Source organism: Sphingomonas sp. AC522 (assembly GCF_979258125.1).
Map to the genome: position 1 here is coordinate 2,186,996 of NZ_OZ409836.1, position 14,652 is coordinate 2,201,647.

Annotated in this window: 17 protein-coding genes and 1 pseudogene; 7 read left to right on the forward strand and 11 right to left on the reverse strand. The window is 65.6% G+C overall.

Translation table 11 applies throughout. From position 1 onward, the window contains the following. From ACZZZM_RS10825 to ACZZZM_RS10835, 3 genes are read left to right on the forward strand one after another with little or no spacing between them, the layout of a single operon-like run. The gene (locus ACZZZM_RS10825; protein WP_463595106.1) at nt 1-378 is read left to right on the forward strand and encodes a hypothetical protein; all 378 of its coding nucleotides are present in this window, start codon (nt 1-3) and stop codon (nt 376-378) included. Then, nucleotides 375-1,763, forward strand: coding sequence for an NAD(P)H-hydrate dehydratase (locus ACZZZM_RS10830; protein ID WP_463595107.1), 1,389 nt, complete (start codon nt 375-377; stop codon nt 1,761-1,763). Before ACZZZM_RS10825 ends, ACZZZM_RS10830 begins: the two co-directional genes overlap by 4 nt. Then, nucleotides 1,754-2,950, forward strand: a complete 1,197-nt coding sequence (locus ACZZZM_RS10835; RefSeq protein WP_463595108.1) for a class I SAM-dependent RNA methyltransferase — start codon at nt 1,754-1,756, stop codon at nt 2,948-2,950. Before ACZZZM_RS10830 ends, ACZZZM_RS10835 begins: the two co-directional genes overlap by 10 nt. On the opposite strand, the gene truA is transcribed toward ACZZZM_RS10835, so the two are convergent. Next, a complete protein-coding gene (gene truA / locus ACZZZM_RS10840) occupies nt 2,940-3,686 on the reverse strand; it encodes a tRNA pseudouridine(38-40) synthase TruA (protein WP_463595109.1) in 747 nt (248 codons plus the stop codon). The genes ACZZZM_RS10835 and truA overlap by 11 nt on opposite strands. Then, complete coding sequence (gene fmt / locus ACZZZM_RS10845) at nt 3,683-4,576, reverse strand: methionyl-tRNA formyltransferase (RefSeq protein ID WP_463595110.1); 894 nt, start codon at nt 4,574-4,576, stop codon at nt 3,683-3,685. The genes truA and fmt overlap by 4 nt, the downstream gene beginning before the upstream one ends. 52 nt (nt 4,577-4,628) lie before the next feature. Here fmt and recR point away from each other — a divergent pair, with 52 nt between their 5' ends. From recR to ACZZZM_RS10865, 4 genes are all read left to right on the forward strand, one after another. Beyond that, nucleotides 4,629-5,225 (forward strand): recombination mediator RecR, encoded by a 597-nt coding sequence (gene recR / locus ACZZZM_RS10850; RefSeq protein ID WP_463596429.1) that lies wholly within the window; start codon nt 4,629-4,631, stop codon nt 5,223-5,225. 43 nt (nt 5,226-5,268) lie between these two features. Continuing rightward, on the forward strand, nt 5,269-5,796 hold the full coding sequence (gene def, locus ACZZZM_RS10855) for a peptide deformylase (RefSeq protein ID WP_463595111.1): 528 nt from the start codon (nt 5,269-5,271) through the stop codon (nt 5,794-5,796). A gap of 129 nt (nt 5,797-5,925) precedes the next feature. Continuing rightward, a complete protein-coding gene (locus ACZZZM_RS10860; protein WP_463595112.1) occupies nt 5,926-7,212 on the forward strand; it encodes a DNA recombination protein RmuC in 1,287 nt (428 codons plus the stop codon). Nucleotides 7,213-7,247: 35 nt separating this feature from the next. After that, complete coding sequence (locus ACZZZM_RS10865) at nt 7,248-7,958, forward strand: tetratricopeptide repeat protein (protein ID WP_463595113.1); 711 nt, start codon at nt 7,248-7,250, stop codon at nt 7,956-7,958. A gap of 18 nt (nt 7,959-7,976) precedes the next feature. Here the strand turns inward: ACZZZM_RS10865 and ACZZZM_RS10870 are convergent, their stop codons facing one another. The 9 genes and pseudogenes from ACZZZM_RS10870 to ACZZZM_RS10910 form a co-directional block, all read right to left on the reverse strand. Then, on the reverse strand, nt 7,977-8,675 hold the full coding sequence (locus tag ACZZZM_RS10870) for an META domain-containing protein (RefSeq protein ID WP_463595114.1): 699 nt from the start codon (nt 8,673-8,675) through the stop codon (nt 7,977-7,979). Nucleotides 8,676-8,800: 125 nt separating this feature from the next. Then, nucleotides 8,801-9,601 carry a TrmH family RNA methyltransferase gene (locus ACZZZM_RS10875; RefSeq protein ID WP_463595115.1) on the reverse strand — a complete coding sequence of 267 codons (801 nt, stop codon included), beginning with the start codon at nt 9,599-9,601 and terminating at the stop codon, nt 8,801-8,803. 105 nt (nt 9,602-9,706) lie between these two features. Further along, entirely contained in the window at nt 9,707-10,330 is a 624-nt protein-coding gene (locus ACZZZM_RS10880; RefSeq protein WP_463596431.1) for a class I SAM-dependent methyltransferase, read from the reverse strand. 1 nt (nt 10,331) lies between these two features. Next, on the reverse strand, nt 10,332-10,604 hold the full coding sequence (locus ACZZZM_RS10885; protein WP_463595116.1) for an HPr family phosphocarrier protein: 273 nt from the start codon (nt 10,602-10,604) through the stop codon (nt 10,332-10,334). Further along, nucleotides 10,601-11,008 carry a PTS sugar transporter subunit IIA gene (locus ACZZZM_RS10890; RefSeq protein ID WP_463595117.1) on the reverse strand — a complete coding sequence of 136 codons (408 nt, stop codon included), beginning with the start codon at nt 11,006-11,008 and terminating at the stop codon, nt 10,601-10,603. Before ACZZZM_RS10890 ends, ACZZZM_RS10885 begins: the two co-directional genes overlap by 4 nt. Before the next feature lie 16 nt (nt 11,009-11,024). Continuing rightward, complete coding sequence (gene rapZ, locus ACZZZM_RS10895) at nt 11,025-11,942, reverse strand: RNase adapter RapZ (protein WP_463595118.1); 918 nt, start codon at nt 11,940-11,942, stop codon at nt 11,025-11,027. Beyond that, nucleotides 11,939-12,364: an HPr kinase/phosphorylase gene (locus ACZZZM_RS10900; protein ID WP_463595119.1), complete on the reverse strand. Its 426-nt coding sequence runs from the start codon at nt 12,362-12,364 to the stop codon at nt 11,939-11,941. The genes rapZ and ACZZZM_RS10900 overlap by 4 nt, the downstream gene beginning before the upstream one ends. Further along, nucleotides 12,364-13,942 (reverse strand): annotated as a pseudogene (locus tag ACZZZM_RS10905) (sensor histidine kinase). Before ACZZZM_RS10905 ends, ACZZZM_RS10900 begins: the two are co-directional and overlap by 1 nt. Then, nucleotides 13,911-14,618, reverse strand: a complete 708-nt coding sequence (locus ACZZZM_RS10910) for a response regulator (RefSeq protein ID WP_463595120.1) — start codon at nt 14,616-14,618, stop codon at nt 13,911-13,913. Before ACZZZM_RS10910 ends, ACZZZM_RS10905 begins: the two are co-directional and overlap by 32 nt. Nucleotides 14,619-14,652: the final 34 nt, after the last annotated feature.

Genomic DNA, 14,652 nt, shown 5'->3' on the forward strand with positions numbered 1-14,652 from the left:
TTGACGCTGATTCTTCTCACGGGATGTGAAGTAAAGGTCCGGGACAAGATCGCCGAGGCCAAGCAAGAATCGCATAAGGAGGCGGTCAAAAAGGCCGACGGCATGATCGAATGCGCCCCGCCGGGCCAAGAGCGTTTCGCCTTTTCGTGTGCGATCGACATGATCCAGTCGCAGGACGGGCTGTTTCTCACGCTGCGCCATCCCGACGGTGGCTTTCGGCGCTTGCTGGTCACGCGCGACGGGCGCGGCGTGGTCGCGGCCGACGGAGCGGAGCAGACCCAGGTCACAACCCTCGCGCCCAATCTGATCGAAGTCGCCATTGGCGGCGCACGCTATCGCTTGCCCGCGACGGTGCGTCAGCCCAAGCCGGCGGAGTGATTCCCGCCAACGCCCCGGTCGTGAATGCAGCGCAGATGCGCGCCGCCGAGGAAGAGGCGTTCCGTTTCGCTCCTCAGCTTGAGGTCATGGAGCGGGCTGGGGCAGCAGTCGCTCGCGAAGCCGCGCGGTTTGCGCTTGGCCGGCCGATCCTCGTCCTTGCTGGCCCGGGCAACAATGGCGGCGACGCTTATGCCGCGGCGCGCCTCCTGAAAGCGCGGGGCCATGACGTCACGATTGCCGCCTGCGGCCAGCCTCAGACCGGCGCGGCCAAGGCTATGCTCGATGCCTGGGACGGGCCGGTTTCCTCGCTCTACGAAGCGCGGCCTCGCCCGATGCTGGTCGATGGCTTGTTCGGCATTGGCCTCACGCGCCCGCTCGAGCGCGGCGTGGCAGCAGTATTCGCCGAGCTCGTCACAGCCGCCGAATTCAGCCTGGCGATCGATTTGCCCTCGGGCATCGAGACCGACACTGGCGAAGACCTTGGCGCGCGCCCGATGAGCGCCACCGTCGCGCTCGGGGCGCTCAAGCCGGGCCACGTGCTTGGCCGCGGGCGGGAGTGCAGCGGGCACATTCTCCTCGCCGACATTGGCGTGCCCGTCACGACGCAATGGCGCACCGTTTCGCGTCCCGCCCTCAAGGCGCCCGGCGCTCAGGACCATAAATATAGCCGCGGGATGATCGTCGTGGTCGAAGGCGCGATGCCCGGCGCTGCCCGGCTCGCGGCGCGTGCAGCCATGGCGGGCGGGGCGGGTTATGTCGTGCTCGCAGCACCCGAGGCAGGCACGGATCCCGACGCGCTGGTCCACCGCACCATCAACAGCGGCGACGATCTTGCCGATCTGCTCCGCGATGAGCGCATCGGCGCAGTCGTGATCGGGCCCGGTCTGGGCCGCGATCGCCGCGCCGAGGCGATGCTCAAGGCTGCGCTCGGCTCGCAGCGCCCGCTGGTGCTCGACGGCGACGCGCTCAGCCTGCTCGGCAAGTCCGCCGCCGCCTGGCTTCAGCGCCGAACCGCTCCTGCCTGGCTGACACCGCACAACGCCGAGTTCGAGCGCATGTTCGAAGGCGAGGGGAGCAAGATCGACCGCACCCTCGCCGCTGCCGCCGAAGCGCGCGCCACCGTCATCCACAAGGGCGCCGATACGGTCATTGCCTCGCCCCGCGGCGATCTACGGCTGTTGGCCGGAAGCTCGCCCTGGCTTTCGACCGCGGGCACGGGCGACGTTTTGGCAGGACTGTTAGGCGCTCAGGTGGCCGGGGGTAACAAGGATGCTGGCCAAGCGGCGGCGTGGCTCCACGCGCGGGCGGCGCAACTTGCCGGTCCGGCCTTCATCGCCGATACGCTGATAGAGTATGTTGCAGGGGCTATTTCAGAATGTCTGTGAATGACGATACCATCGTCCGCGTTGCAGCGCGCGGTGACGGTGTCACCGCAGATGGCCGCCATTTCGCGCTTGCCGCGCCCGGCGATACCGTAGGCGCAGATGGCGTCATCATGCCGGGCCCGCATCATCAAGTCCCGCCCTGCAAGCACTTTCCCGAATGCGGCGGCTGCCAGCTCCAGCACCTCGATGAGGCCGCTTGGAGCGCCTTCATCGTCGAGCGCGTGGCTGGTGGGCTGGCCGCGCACGGCCTCGAAACCGAGATCCGCGCGCCCCTGCTCTCGCCGCCGCGCACCCGACGCCGGGCGACGCTTCACGCCGAGCGCCGGGGCCGCCAGGTCCGCCTGGGCTTCACGCAGGAGAAGAGCCACCACCTCATCGATTTGGACGAATGCCACATTCTCGCGCCCGAACTGTTCGCGCTAGTCCCACCGCTGCGTGGATTGCTCGCGGCGCTGATGCCGGGCTCGCGGAGGATCAACGTCCACCTCGTCCAGACCGATCAAGGCCGCGACGTGCTGATCGACGGGCTCGAAGCCGAGGGGCTGGCAGCCGCCGAAGCGCTGACGGCTTTTTCCGGCCGTCACAAGCTCGCGCGCCTCTCGATCGATGAGGGCTTTGGGGCGACCGCGCGCTGGGAGCCCGAGCCCGTCACGATCACGCTTGCCGGCGTTCCCGTGCCGTTTCCGGCCGGCAATTTCCTTCAGGCGACTGCCGAGGGCGAGGCGGCGCTGATAGCCTCGGTCCAGGAGGCCGTGGCGGGCGCGACGACGATCGCCGATCTGTTCGCCGGGCTGGGTACTTTCACCTTCGCGTTCCCCAAGGCCAAGGTCTATGCCGCGGAGGCGGCGCGCGATCCGATCATGGCGCTCAAGGCCGCGGCGGGGCAGGCGGGGAGGGCGGTGTTCGCCGATCACCGCGACTTGTTCCGCCGCCCCGTCTCCAGCGCCGATCTCAACAATTTCAGTGCAATAGTGCTGGATCCGCCTCGCGCGGGCGCCAAGGAGCAAATCGCCGAACTGGCTGCCTCGCGCGTGCCGCTGATCGCGTATGTTTCCTGCAATCCCAGCACCTTCGCGCGCGATGCCGAGATCCTATCGCAGGCGGGATACAGCCTCGACTGGATCCAACCCGTCGGCCAGTTCCGCTGGTCGACCCATGTCGAGCTGGCCGCGAAGTTCAGACGCTAGGGTAATCCGCCCGCAGGAAAAACAGCCCATCAGAAGGTGCATTGAGCCCCAGCGCGGTCCGGTCACGCGCCTCCAGCGCTGCGGTCATGTCCTCGGGCGTCCATTTTCCCTGACCGACCAGTGCCAGGCATCCGACCATCGAGCGGACCTGATGATGCAGGAACGACCGCGCAGAGGCGAATACACAGATCCGGTCTCCCTCGCGCACCACATCGAGGCGGTCGAGCGTCCGCAAAGGGCTATCGGCCTGGCAATGTGCCGAGCGGAAGGTCGTGAAATCATGCCGCCCGACCAACCGCGCCGCACCTTCGGCCATCGCATGCGCATCGAGCGGGTTGGCGATCCGCCACGCCAGTCCCTTCTCCCAGGTCAGCGGCGCGCGGCGCTGGACGATGCGATATTCGTAATGGCGCGCCAGGCAGGAAAAGCGCGCATGCCAATCCTGGGTCACCTCGACGCAATCGAGAATCGCCACAGGATGCGGCCTCAGCCGCGCATTTAGCGCCTCCATCAGCCGAAACGGCTCAATCGCCCGCGCCACATCGAGATGCGCGCGCATTCCTTGGGCGTGCACCCCTGCATCGGTGCGCCCCGCGGCATGCACTGCCACCCGCTCGCCAGTGATGGTGAACGCGGCTTCCTCGATTGCTTGCTGGACGCTCGGCCCATGATCCTGCCGCTGCCAGCCCATGAAGGGCCGCCCGTCATATTCCACCGTCAGCGCGAAGCGCGTCAAAGCTGGGTTCCTGCAGGGATCGCGAAGCCACGCAGCAGCTCTTCCGCCGTCATGACGCCACGTCCCGCGCGCTGGACGAGAGTGGGGCGGATTGCCCCTTCCATGCAGGCGATGGTCAGGCGCTCGTCCAATACTATCCCCGGCGCACCTGTTCCCGCCTCTATCTCCACTTCCAAAACGCGGACCCGCTCGCCGGCAGATTCGAAATAGGCAGCGGGGTGAAACGCGCGCACTTGCCGATCGACATCCGCCGCAGCGAGCCGGAAGCGCAGCCGCGTTTCTTCCTTTGCGATCTTGGACGCGTAGGTAACGCCCTCCTCAGGCTGCGGTACCGGCCAATAGGAATCGGGATCGGCCAGCACCTGGACCATCAGCCTGGCGCCCATGCGGCTCAATTCGGTGGTAAGCTGGCCCATCGTCTTGCGATCGATCGGCGTGCGCCCTTCGAGCAGCACCGGCCCGGTATCGAGCCCAGCCTCCATCTGCATGATGCCGACCCCGGTCTCGGCGTCCCCGGCGAGGATCGCACGCTGGATCGGCGCCGCGCCCCGCCAGCGCGGCAGCAGCGAGCCATGCACATTGAGGCAGCCCAGCCTTGGCGCTTCCAGCACCGGCCTTGGCAGGATCAGGCCGTAAGCGGCGACCACCGCCACATCCGCCTCCAGCGCCGCGAATTCGGCCTGTGCCTCGGCGTCGCGCAGAGTCACCGGCGTGCGGACCGCAATCCCCAGCGCCTCGGCCCGGGCCTGCACCGGCGACGGCTCGGTCTTGCCGCGATTCCCGCGCCGCGGCGGCTGGCTATATGCCGCCACCACATCATGCCCGGCCTCGACCAGCGCATCGAGCACCGGCACGGCAAATTCGGGCGTTCCCATGAAGACTATCCGCATGGGCTTCTCCAAGCGCTTGGCAGAGGCGTGCGCAAGCCCCTATGTCGTGCGAATGGCCTCCCACGAGATCGAAGCATTGACCCAGGCCTTGTCGCGGCTGCCCGGCCTGGGGCCGCGCTCGGCGCGCCGGGCGGTGTTGCATCTGCTCAAGAAGCGCGAAACCGCACTCGATCCGCTGCTCGCCGCGCTGGGCGCGGTCAGCCAGAAGCTCAGCACCTGCGCGATCTGCGGCAATGTCGACACGGCCAGCCCCTGCTCGATCTGCGCGGACCCCCGACGCGAGGCGCGCTCGCTCTGCGTCGTCGAGGAAGTCGCCGACCTTTGGGCGCTCGATCGCTCGCGGCTATTTCCGGGCAAGTTCCACGTCCTCGGCGGGCGGCTATCGGCGCTCGAAGGCATCCGTCCCGAGGATCTTCGCATAGACAGCCTGGTGCGGCGCGTCTCCGAAGGCGGCATCGACGAAGTCGTCCTCGCGATGAACGCGACCCTGGAGGGCCAGACCACCGCTCACTACGTCGCCGAACGCCTCGAATCCTATCCCGTCCGCATCACCCAACTCGCCCACGGGCTCCCTGTGGGCGGTGAGCTCGATTATCTTGACGAAGGCACGCTGGCCCAAGCGCTGCGGGCCCGGCGGCCGGTTGCCTAGAACCAATCTTGCGAGCAGCGCGCCCACGCACTAAATCCCCCTCATGGCCGTCCTACCTATCCTTGAAGTCCCCGATCCGCGTCTGCGTCTGATCTCCACGCCCGTGGAGACCGTCACCGACGAGACTCGCGCGCTGATCGACGACATGTTCGATACAATGTACGACGCGCCCGGCATCGGCCTCGCCGCAATTCAGGTTGGCGTGCCCAAGCGCATCGTTGTGATGGACCTGCAGGAGCAGGAGGACGAGGAAGGCAAGCCGATCCGCGAGCCGCGGGTCTTCATCAATCCCGAAATCCTCGATCCTGCCGACGAACAGTCGATCTATACCGAGGGCTGCTTGTCGGTCCCCGAGCAGTTCGCCGATGTCGAGCGCCCGGCGCGCTGCCGCGTGAAGTGGCTCGACGAGAAGGGCGCGGCGCATGATGAGATCTTCGAAGGCCTGCTCGCTACCTGCATCCAGCACGAAATGGACCATCTCCAGGGCGTGGTCTTCATCGATCACCTCTCGCGCCTCAAGCGTGACATGATCCTCAAGAAGCTCGCCAAGGCTCGCAAGACCGCGGCCTAATCGTCAAATTCCGCTGTCCTACAGGCTTCGTTCGGTATATGTTCCGGATGATCGCGCCTTCGCGCGTGTGCGCTCCCCGTGAGCATGCGCGCGAGTCACTGCGAACATTGAGAACATTGGAGGCTGATTTTGGATTTGCTCGTGCTCGCAATGATCGCCGCGGCGGTCGTCACTGCCTTCACGATCGGGCTGTTCTTCGGCGGCCGCCCCGCGGCGCAGATGCGTACCGAGCGAGATGCCCGTGAAGCCGAGTACAAGACTGCGGTCGCCGAGCTTGGCCGCGCGCAAATCGAACTCGCCACCCTCAAGGCCGAGACGACGGGCCTTGAATCGCGCTTTGCCGAACTGGCCGGGCGTATCCTGGGCGAAACCCAGAAGAATTTCCTCGAACGTGCCGACCAGCGTTTCGCGCAGGCGGGTGAGAGCAACGAAGCCAAATTGAAGGCGCTGCTCACGCCTGTCCAGGAGACGCTCAAGCGCTACGAGGAGGGGCTTACCAATGTCGAGAAGGAGCGGGTGGGCAGTTATCAGGCGCTGCGTGAGGCGGTGCAATTGCTTCATGCCGGCCACACCCAAGTCCGTGACGAGACCGCCAAGCTCGTCAATGCCCTGCGCGCCAGCCCCAAGGCGCGCGGCCGCTGGGGCGAGCAGAGCCTGAAGAACGTTCTCGAACAGGCCGGGCTTTCGCAGCATGCCGATTTCGCTACCGAAGTTTCAGTCACCACCGAGGATGGGCGGCTTCGGCCAGATGTGATCGTGCGCCTGCCGGGCGGGCGCAAGCTCATCGTGGACGCGAAATGCTCGCTCAACGCCTTTCTCGATGCCAGCGAAGCGCATGACGATACCACACGCTCGGCCCATCTTCAGGCGCACGCCGCTGCGATCCGCCGCCATGCCGAGCAGCTTGGCTCCAAAAGCTATTGGGCGCAGTTCGGCGATGCGGCGGACTATGTGATCCTTTACATCCCCGGCGAGCATTTCCTCACCGCTGCGCTCGAGCAGGACGATCGCCTGTGGGAATGGGCGTTCGAGCGGCGCGTACTCCTCGCGACGCCGACCAACCTCGTCGCGATCGCCCGCACCGTCGCCAGCGTATGGCGCCAGGAAAAGCTGGCGGTCGAGGCCGCCGAAATCGCTCGCCTCGGCAAGGATCTGCACGCGCGCCTCGCCACCATGGGCAGCCATATCGCTCGGATGGGCCGCAATTTGGAAGGCGCGAGCAGCGCGTACAATGCCATGGTCGGCAGCCTGGAAAGCCAGGTCATGACCCAAGCCAAGCGCTTCGAAGCGCTCGAAGTGTCAAGCGGGACCAAGGAAATCGAGCCGCTTCCGATGGTCGAGACTGCAATTCGCCCGCTCACCAAGATCATGGCAGTCGCGGCGCCAGTGGAGGCGATTGAAAAGGCAGCGGAATAGCTGATACGCTTGTCGCTTGAGTCGGGGGGATGCGAATGCGGTATGCGATTGCTTTGATGTTCGGCATGGCGCTCGCGCTTCCGGCGCAGGCGCAGAATAAGCCCGCGGCCGAAGCCGCAAAGCCCGATCCGCGCGACGCCAAGGTCTCCGAGGCGATCCAGATCATGAAAGGCGGCAATCCGGCCGGCGCGATCGCCATGCTGGATCCAATTCTCGCCGAATTCGACAAGGCCTATCCCTCCACCGGCCCGCGCGTTTTCTGCGCATCGGACATGACCAATGTCCTGACCGGCCTACTGGGCAGCGCCGTGGACAAAAGGGACGCTGTCGCGCTCAATGATACTTGGTGCTACGGGTTGTGGGCCAAGGGCTATGCCTTGGTCGAGCTCGGACGCCTCGACGAAGCGCTCGTTCCGCTGACGCGCGCGACGCGGCTGATGCCGAATAATTCCCAGTTCCATACCGAGCTCGGCTATGTCCACCAGACCCTCAAGCACTGGAACGAGTCCAACGCCTCTTATACCGCTGCTGCCGAAGCGGCGCAGAGGATTACGGACCAGGAAACGCGCAATCTGGCGCTTCGCCGTGCGTGGTTCGGCCTCGGCTATAATGAGATCGAGCTCGGTCGAATGGATTCCGCCGAGAAGTACATGAAACAGGCGCTGACCGTCGCGCCCGGCGACGCGAAAATCCTCAACGAACTGCAATACATTCGCGAGCAGAAGGCGAAGAGCAAGCCCAGTTGAGCTTGCTCTTCTCCTGGCTCACCGCCGTCCGCTGCGTGTTAGGACGAGGGCCGGGCCGCGGCGATCGGTCAGCACCAGCTTGCCGCCCCGATTGCTCGACACGGTCAGCCGCTCGGACAGCGCGCGCAGGATTTGCGTCTCCTGCTGATTCGCCACCGGGTTGCCGCAAGCCATCTTGGTGCTGGCGAGCGGACCCGCGTTCAGCCGCCCGCGGGCGAAGACATAGCCGCCGCTGAAGCGATTGCAGCCGGCATTGCCGCTCACGCGATTGCCGCGGAAGCTGATCGTCGGAGAGGTGCCGGGGAATATGCGGCGCCCGCCGACTGTCTCGATCCGCCAATTGCCTTCGAGCAGCGAAGCGGCGGGGGCGGGGTTCGTAGCGTCGCCGCCGCATCCCTCAAAGCGGCGGCCATCGACGGTGACGGTCACCGTATCCGGATAGCTTCGGTCGCTCATCCCATCGCTGCACTGCTTGTGCACGGTGTTCACGTTGATGCGGCGGCTCTGCCAGATCTCGCCGGCAAAGCCATGGATCGGCCTCGGCGCGGCAACCGATACCGGTGCGCGGCCCGGCGCCTCGAAGCGCATCGTCCGCCCATCGATGGTCAGCGACCAAAACGGTTCGGTGCCGCGCGCGACATAGGGATCGCCAACAGTCTGCGCCGCGGCGGGCAGGGCAGGCAATGCGACCAGGGCGGCGGCAATCAGCGTCTTCATTTCGTGTCTCCTCACGGCTTGACTGGGCCATGCGCGCTGAACGCATTCTGGCCGCTTCGTTTCGCTGCCGTTCAGAGAATCCGACCTTCAGGAAACGGAGCCGCGACGAGAAAGCGGCAGCCTGCTCAGCGCCGCCGCTGGTTCAGCACTTCATATGCCATCACCGCGGTCGCGACCGCAGCGTTGAGCGAATCGGCTTTGCCTAGCATGGGGATCTTGACCGTAATGTCGCATGCCGCGGCCATGAAAACGGGCATGCCCTGCGCCTCGTTGCCCGTCAGTAGGAAGGTCGGGGCCTCATAGCGCGCGGCTTGGTAATCGAGATCGGTATCGAGGCTCAGCCCGATCAACTGCCCCGGGCCCTTGCGCAGCCAGGTCGCGAACTCCGCCCAAGGCGCGCGCGCCACCGGCACCGTAAACAACGCACCCATGCTAGCGCGCACTGCCTCGACCGAGAAGGGATCGACGCACTCGTCGACCAGGATCAGCCCACCCGCGCCAATGGCATCCGCAGTGCGCAGGATCGTCCCGAGATTGCCCGGATCGCGCAGCCGCTCGGCGACCAGCCAGATCGGCGCGGCATTACGGTCGAGATCTTCGAGCTTCGCTTCGAATTCGGCATAGACGCCGACTACCGCTCCCGGATTGTCCTTGCCCGAAAGCTTGGAGAGGATGTCGGCATTGGTTTCAATCGCCCAGCCGGTCGTGTTCTCCACCGCCTCCACCAATGCGAGGACCAGCGGATGGTCTGCGCTTTCCTTGGTGTAGAAAAGATATTGCGGCAGCCGCCCGGCTTCGCGCGCCTCGGTCAGGATGCGCAGCCCTTCGGCAAGGAACAGCCCTTCCTCGCGGCGATGCTTCTTGTCGCGGAGATTGCGCACGCGCTTGATGAGCGGATTGGAAAAGGCAGTTATTTCGCGGGGCATGCGGGGTCTCTAGCCCATATCGGGCGAGGCGCAAAAGGCTGGCAGGGCGTGTGGTTGGCTTGGCGGCCCGGAGGGCTGCAGCGGCGGACAGCAAGACAGACACGCCTAGGTCTTTTCGAACGCCAGCCAAGTCCAGCGCACGCCCAATGCGCGGCTTTCCTCGGAGACTGCGTCGGCTTCGCACTGGCGGATCAGGCGGAAGCCGCACGCGCCTGCTAACTCGATCGTCGCCTCCGGAGGCGCAGGAAACGACTGCTGGTCCGGCGGTCCGGGGTGATGCCGCAGCGACAGGATCAGCGATCCGCCCGCTGCCGTCGCCGCCGCGAGAGCAGGCATGGCCCGCGCCCTGTCCGCATCGTCGAGATGGTGCCAGACCGCGCACAGCATCACCAGATCGAACGGCATGCGTGCTTGCATCGTAGCTAGATTGGGCAGGCGATCGTCGAGCCACTCGATGGCGTCGGAAAAGTGCAGCTTTTGCCCGGCTTCACGGAACTCGCGGACCGGCTCGACGGCCAGCACCTGGTATCCCTTGTCGGCGAACCATGCCGCATCGCGGCCCGTGCCGGCGCCGATATCGGCTACGCGGCCGCCGGGTGGCGGGAAGAGATCGATGACACGCGCGTATATCTGCTCGGGTGAAAGCGAATCGTATCTGGCGATGAGATCCGCATCGGCAGAGGCGGCGTATCCGTGCAGGACGTCCTCTATCGAGCCCTTCGTCAGCAGCTCACTCCTCTCCGAACCGCGCCTCGACCAGTTCGACCAGCGCCTGAACGGCCGTTTCGGCGCCTTCGCCCTCCGCGCTGATCGTGATCGTGTCGCCGCGGGCGGCCCCCAGCATCATTAGATCGAGGATCGAGGTACCTGATGCGCTCGAACCGTCCTTTTCGACCGTCAGCTCCACCGGATGGCTGGTCGCCAGGGTAACAAAGGCCATGCTCGCCCGGGCATGCAGCCCGCGCTTGTTCTCGATCGTGACCGACCGCGCGCAGCGGCTCACGCAGCGGCCTCGCCGAGCACTTCGGAGGCGACCGTGATATATTTGCGGCCGGCATCGCGCGCCGCGGCGACCGCTTCGGTGACTTTCATCGCTTTGCGCGCGCTTGCGAGCCGGATCAGCATCGGCAGGTTGATGCCTGCGATCACTTCGATCTTGCCCGTATCCATCAGCGAAATGGCGAGATTCGAGGGCGTGCCGCCAAACAGGTCGCTCAGGACGATGACGCCCTGGCCCTCATCGACCTTGGCGATCGCGGCGGCGATATCGGCGCGACGGCTCTCCATATCGTCTTCGGGCCCGATGCAGATCGGTTCGATCCGCTCCTGCTTGCCCACGACATGCTCCATCGCGACGACGAACTCTTCCGCGAGTTGCCCGTGCGTCACGAGTACCAGACCAATCATTGCGTACTCCGCCCCTTCATACCACCAGCGGCGCCCCCTCCAGCGAGTCCTGCGGTGCGGTTTGCAGGTCGCGGTGAGTCACCGTGGGCGAAAATCCCTCCGCGTGCAACCGGGCGGCGATCCGCTCTGCGACATGCACCGAGCGGTGCCGTCCTCCGGTGCAGCCGATTGCGATGGTGACATAAGCCTTTCCCTCGGCCTGATAGCGGGGAACGAGGAAGAGCAGCAGCGATTCGATCCGCTCCATCGCTTCGGCATAGGCGGGATCGGCGACGATATATTTGGAGACGTCCGCGTCCTTGCCGGTTCCGGGCCTGAGCTTGTCGTCCCAATGCGGATTGCGCAGAAAACGCATGTCGAAGACCAGATCGGCGTTGCGCGGCAGGCCCCGGGCGAAGCCGAAGGAGAGGAGGGACACGGTTGTCTGGCCCAGGCCCTCGCCCGAAAATGTCGAGCGGATCTGCTGCGCCAGTTCGTTAGTGGTCAGATTGGTCGTGTCGATCAGCCGGTTCGACCATTCGCGAAGCGGCGCGAGCAATTCGCGTTCGCGTGCAATGCCGTCGCTCGCGGGCCGGTCCTGCGCAGTCGGGTGGCGCCGCCGCGTCTCCGAATAGCGCCGCTCGAGCTCGGAGCCCGAGCATTCGAGGAACAGCGTGCCGACGTCATGGCCATGTTCCTCGCGCAGTCGCTTGATCCTGGCGACGATGCTGTCCGCATCGAACCCGCGCGTCTGGCTACCGATGCCTAGCGCGATCGGTCGATCGTCTCCGTCGGTACCCTCGGCTGGCGCCGTGTCGAGCAGCCGATTGAGGAGCAGGAGCGGAAGGTTGTCGACAGTCTCCCAGCCGAGATCCTCGAGCGTACGGAGTACCGTCGACTTGCCCGCGCCGGACATGCCGGTGACCAGCAGGATATGTTTTGGCCGGCGGCTCATCGCCTTTGCTCTAGCCACAGCTCGGCCTTGATCGGCGCCGCCGCATCCAGCGCCGCGAGCGCAAGCACCGGCACTTCCACCCCGGCGACGCTGCGCGTCCGCCTGTCCTCCGGAAAGCGCGGAGCGGCATCGAGCAGGACGATCAGCAGATCCACGGGCACACGCTCCGCATGAGGCAATGCGACAATGCCCAGCCCGCGCACTTCGATCCTTCCACCACTGCCGGCCGGCGCGCTAGCCAGCAAGTCACTACCCTGGCGCAGGCACACGGTTTGCGCGTCGGCTACCAATACGGCGCCGCGATCGATCATACGGAGCGCAAGGCCGATACGGTCTTCGCCGCCGCGGCATTCGATCAGCACGCCGCGGGCCTTCACGGCTACGCACGCGGCCTGGATCGTCTCGGACGATACTGCCGCCATTACGCGCGCTCCGCCTTGGGCAACCGCACCACAAAACGTGCTCCGCTCAACCGATCCTCCCGGGCTTCCACTGCAATGCTACCCTGATGCGCCTCGACGATCGTGCGCGCGATGGCAAGGCCCAGCCCCGAATGCTGGCCGAAGGCCTCGCTCTCCGGGCGGACGGAGTGGAAACGCCGGAAGATGTTCTCGCGCGAATTTTCGGGGACTCCGGGGCCTTCGTCCTCGACGCGGACCGTGAGCATTTTGCCTTCGCTGCGCGCCGAGATTGCGATCAATCCGCCTTCGGGGGAGAAGGAGATCGCATTCTCGATAAGGTTTTCGAAGACGCGCTCGAGCCGCCCGCCTTCGCCGAGCACGACGAGGGGCGTCTGCGGCACCCGGTCGAAGGCAATGCGGATGCCTGCGGGCAGCCCGCGTGCTTCTCGGCTATCGAGCAGTGCCTGGATCATCGCGCCGATATCGACGGGCTCGAAGGTTGCGCGGCTGAGTTGCGCATCGAGCCGCGACGCTTCGGAAATATCAGTGATAAGCCGGTCGAGCCGGTGCACGTCGTCGCGGACGATTTCCAGCAGTTGGTCGCGATGCTCCTGCTTCTTGACAGTCGTCAGGCTCTCCACTGCCGAGCGTAGCGAGGCGAGGGGGTTCTTCATTTCGTGAGTTCACATCGGCGGCGAAGCTTTCGGTCGCATCGATTCGTGCGCGCAATGCCTGGCTCATGTCGGAGAGAGCGCGGGCGAGCAGCCCGATCTCGTCGCTGCGATCGGGTAGGCGAGGGACCACCACTTCGCGAGCACGCCCTAGCCGCACACGGATGGCGGCGCGGGCAAGAAGCCGAAGTGGCCGCACGATCGTCCGCGCCAGGAATAGTGAGAGCAGGATCGAAGCCATCGACACGATAAGCAGCACGATCCCCAGCCGATAGCGCTCGGAGCGCACTGTCTGCGTGATGTCGCGCGCATTGGCCGTCGTCATTACCACGCCCAGTTCGGTGATCGGCGCGGCGGCGGTGATCACCGGTGTGCGATCGGGCGCACGCCACACCGTTGCGGCCGACCCGTGAGTCGCTTCGGCGGTGCGCACGTCGGGCCATTCGAATCCCTCGTCGCGCGGACGTTCGCGATACGCCGGAGCACGCTTGGCGCCCGCCACGGTGTCGATCACCGCATCGAGCCAGCGCGCGGCTTCCATCCCCCAGCCATCCTTGTCCGGATCGCGCAGCACGACATTGCGCACTCCCAGTTCGCGACTGTCCACGAGCAGCTTGCCCTTGCCGTCATAGAGCCGGATCCGCGTGCCGGTGTCCCGCGCGAGGCTGATGACCAGCAGGTCGCGGCGCTTTGGGTCTCGTGCAGACGCCAGTGCCTGTGCTACCAACCGCGCCTCGCGCGCCGCCTGCTCGACGCGATTATCGACGATCCGGCTGCGGTAGGAGTCGAGATAGGAGAAGCCCCCGCCAAGCAGAGCGAGCGCGAAGATATTCACCGCAAGGATGCGCGGCGTCAGGCTGACGCGGTTCGACCATTTCAGCCCGAGGGCATGATCGTCACTCGTCTGAGAAGCGGTATCCGGCGCCATATAGCGTCTCGATAGCATCGAATTCCGGATCGACCTGACGGAATTTGCGGCGGACACGCTTGATGTGGCTGTCGATGGTGCGGTCGTCGACGTAGATGTCGTCCTGATAGGCGGCATCCATGAGCTGGTTACGGGTCTTCACAATGCCCGGCCGCTGCGCCAGCGTTTCCAGGATCAGGAATTCGGTGACGGTTAGCGTCACATTATTGCCTGCCCAGTTCACACGGTGGCGCGCGGGGTCCATGGTCAGCCGGCCGCGCTCAAGCACTTCCTGCGGCGTTTCCTCGACACCTTCTGCGCTGGGCAGCGAAACCTCGGTGCGGCGCAGGATCGCGCGGATGCGGGCAATCAACAGACGCTGGCTGAAGGGCTTGGCGATATAATCGTCCGCACCCATCGCCAGGCCAAGCGCTTCGTCGAGCTCGTCATCTTTGCTGGTGAGGAAGATCACGGGGATCGCGCTCTTCTCGCGTAGCCGGCGGAGAAGCTCGAGCCCGTCCATCTTCGGCATCTTGATATCGAGCACGGCCAGGTCTGGCGGGTTTTCGATCAGCGCCTTCAATGCGCTCTCGCCATCGGAATAGACGCGGGTGAGAAAGCCTTCGGTCTGAAGCGCAATGGAGACCGAAGTAAGGATATTGCGGTCGTCGTCGACCAGCGCGATCGTCGCTGTCATGCAACGGTCATAGCGTTGCATCGGCGCATCACCA

Bases quoted from the DNA above. Each gene is read 5' to 3' on its own strand.
- ACZZZM_RS10835 (WP_463595108.1), top strand. From the start codon at position 1,754: ATGTCTGTGAATGACGATACCATCGTCCGCGTTGCAGCGCGCGGTGAC.
- fmt (WP_463595110.1), bottom strand. From the start codon at position 4,576: ATGCGGATAGTCTTCATGGGAACGCCCGAATTTGCCGTGCCGGTGCTC.
- recR (WP_463596429.1), top strand. From the start codon at position 4,629: ATGGCCTCCCACGAGATCGAAGCATTGACCCAGGCCTTGTCGCGGCTG.
- def (WP_463595111.1), top strand. From the start codon at position 5,269: ATGGCCGTCCTACCTATCCTTGAAGTCCCCGATCCGCGTCTGCGTCTG.
- ACZZZM_RS10865 (WP_463595113.1), top strand. From the start codon at position 7,248: ATGCGGTATGCGATTGCTTTGATGTTCGGCATGGCGCTCGCGCTTCCG.
- ACZZZM_RS10870 (WP_463595114.1), bottom strand. From the start codon at position 8,675: ATGAAGACGCTGATTGCCGCCGCCCTGGTCGCATTGCCTGCCCTGCCC.
- ACZZZM_RS10875 (WP_463595115.1), bottom strand. From the start codon at position 9,601: ATGCCCCGCGAAATAACTGCCTTTTCCAATCCGCTCATCAAGCGCGTG.
- ACZZZM_RS10890 (WP_463595117.1), bottom strand. From the start codon at position 11,008: ATGATTGGTCTGGTACTCGTGACGCACGGGCAACTCGCGGAAGAGTTC.
- rapZ (WP_463595118.1), bottom strand. From the start codon at position 11,942: ATGAGCCGCCGGCCAAAACATATCCTGCTGGTCACCGGCATGTCCGGC.
- ACZZZM_RS10900 (WP_463595119.1), bottom strand. From the start codon at position 12,364: ATGGCGGCAGTATCGTCCGAGACGATCCAGGCCGCGTGCGTAGCCGTG.
- ACZZZM_RS10910 (WP_463595120.1), bottom strand. From the start codon at position 14,618: ATGACAGCGACGATCGCGCTGGTCGACGACGACCGCAATATCCTTACT.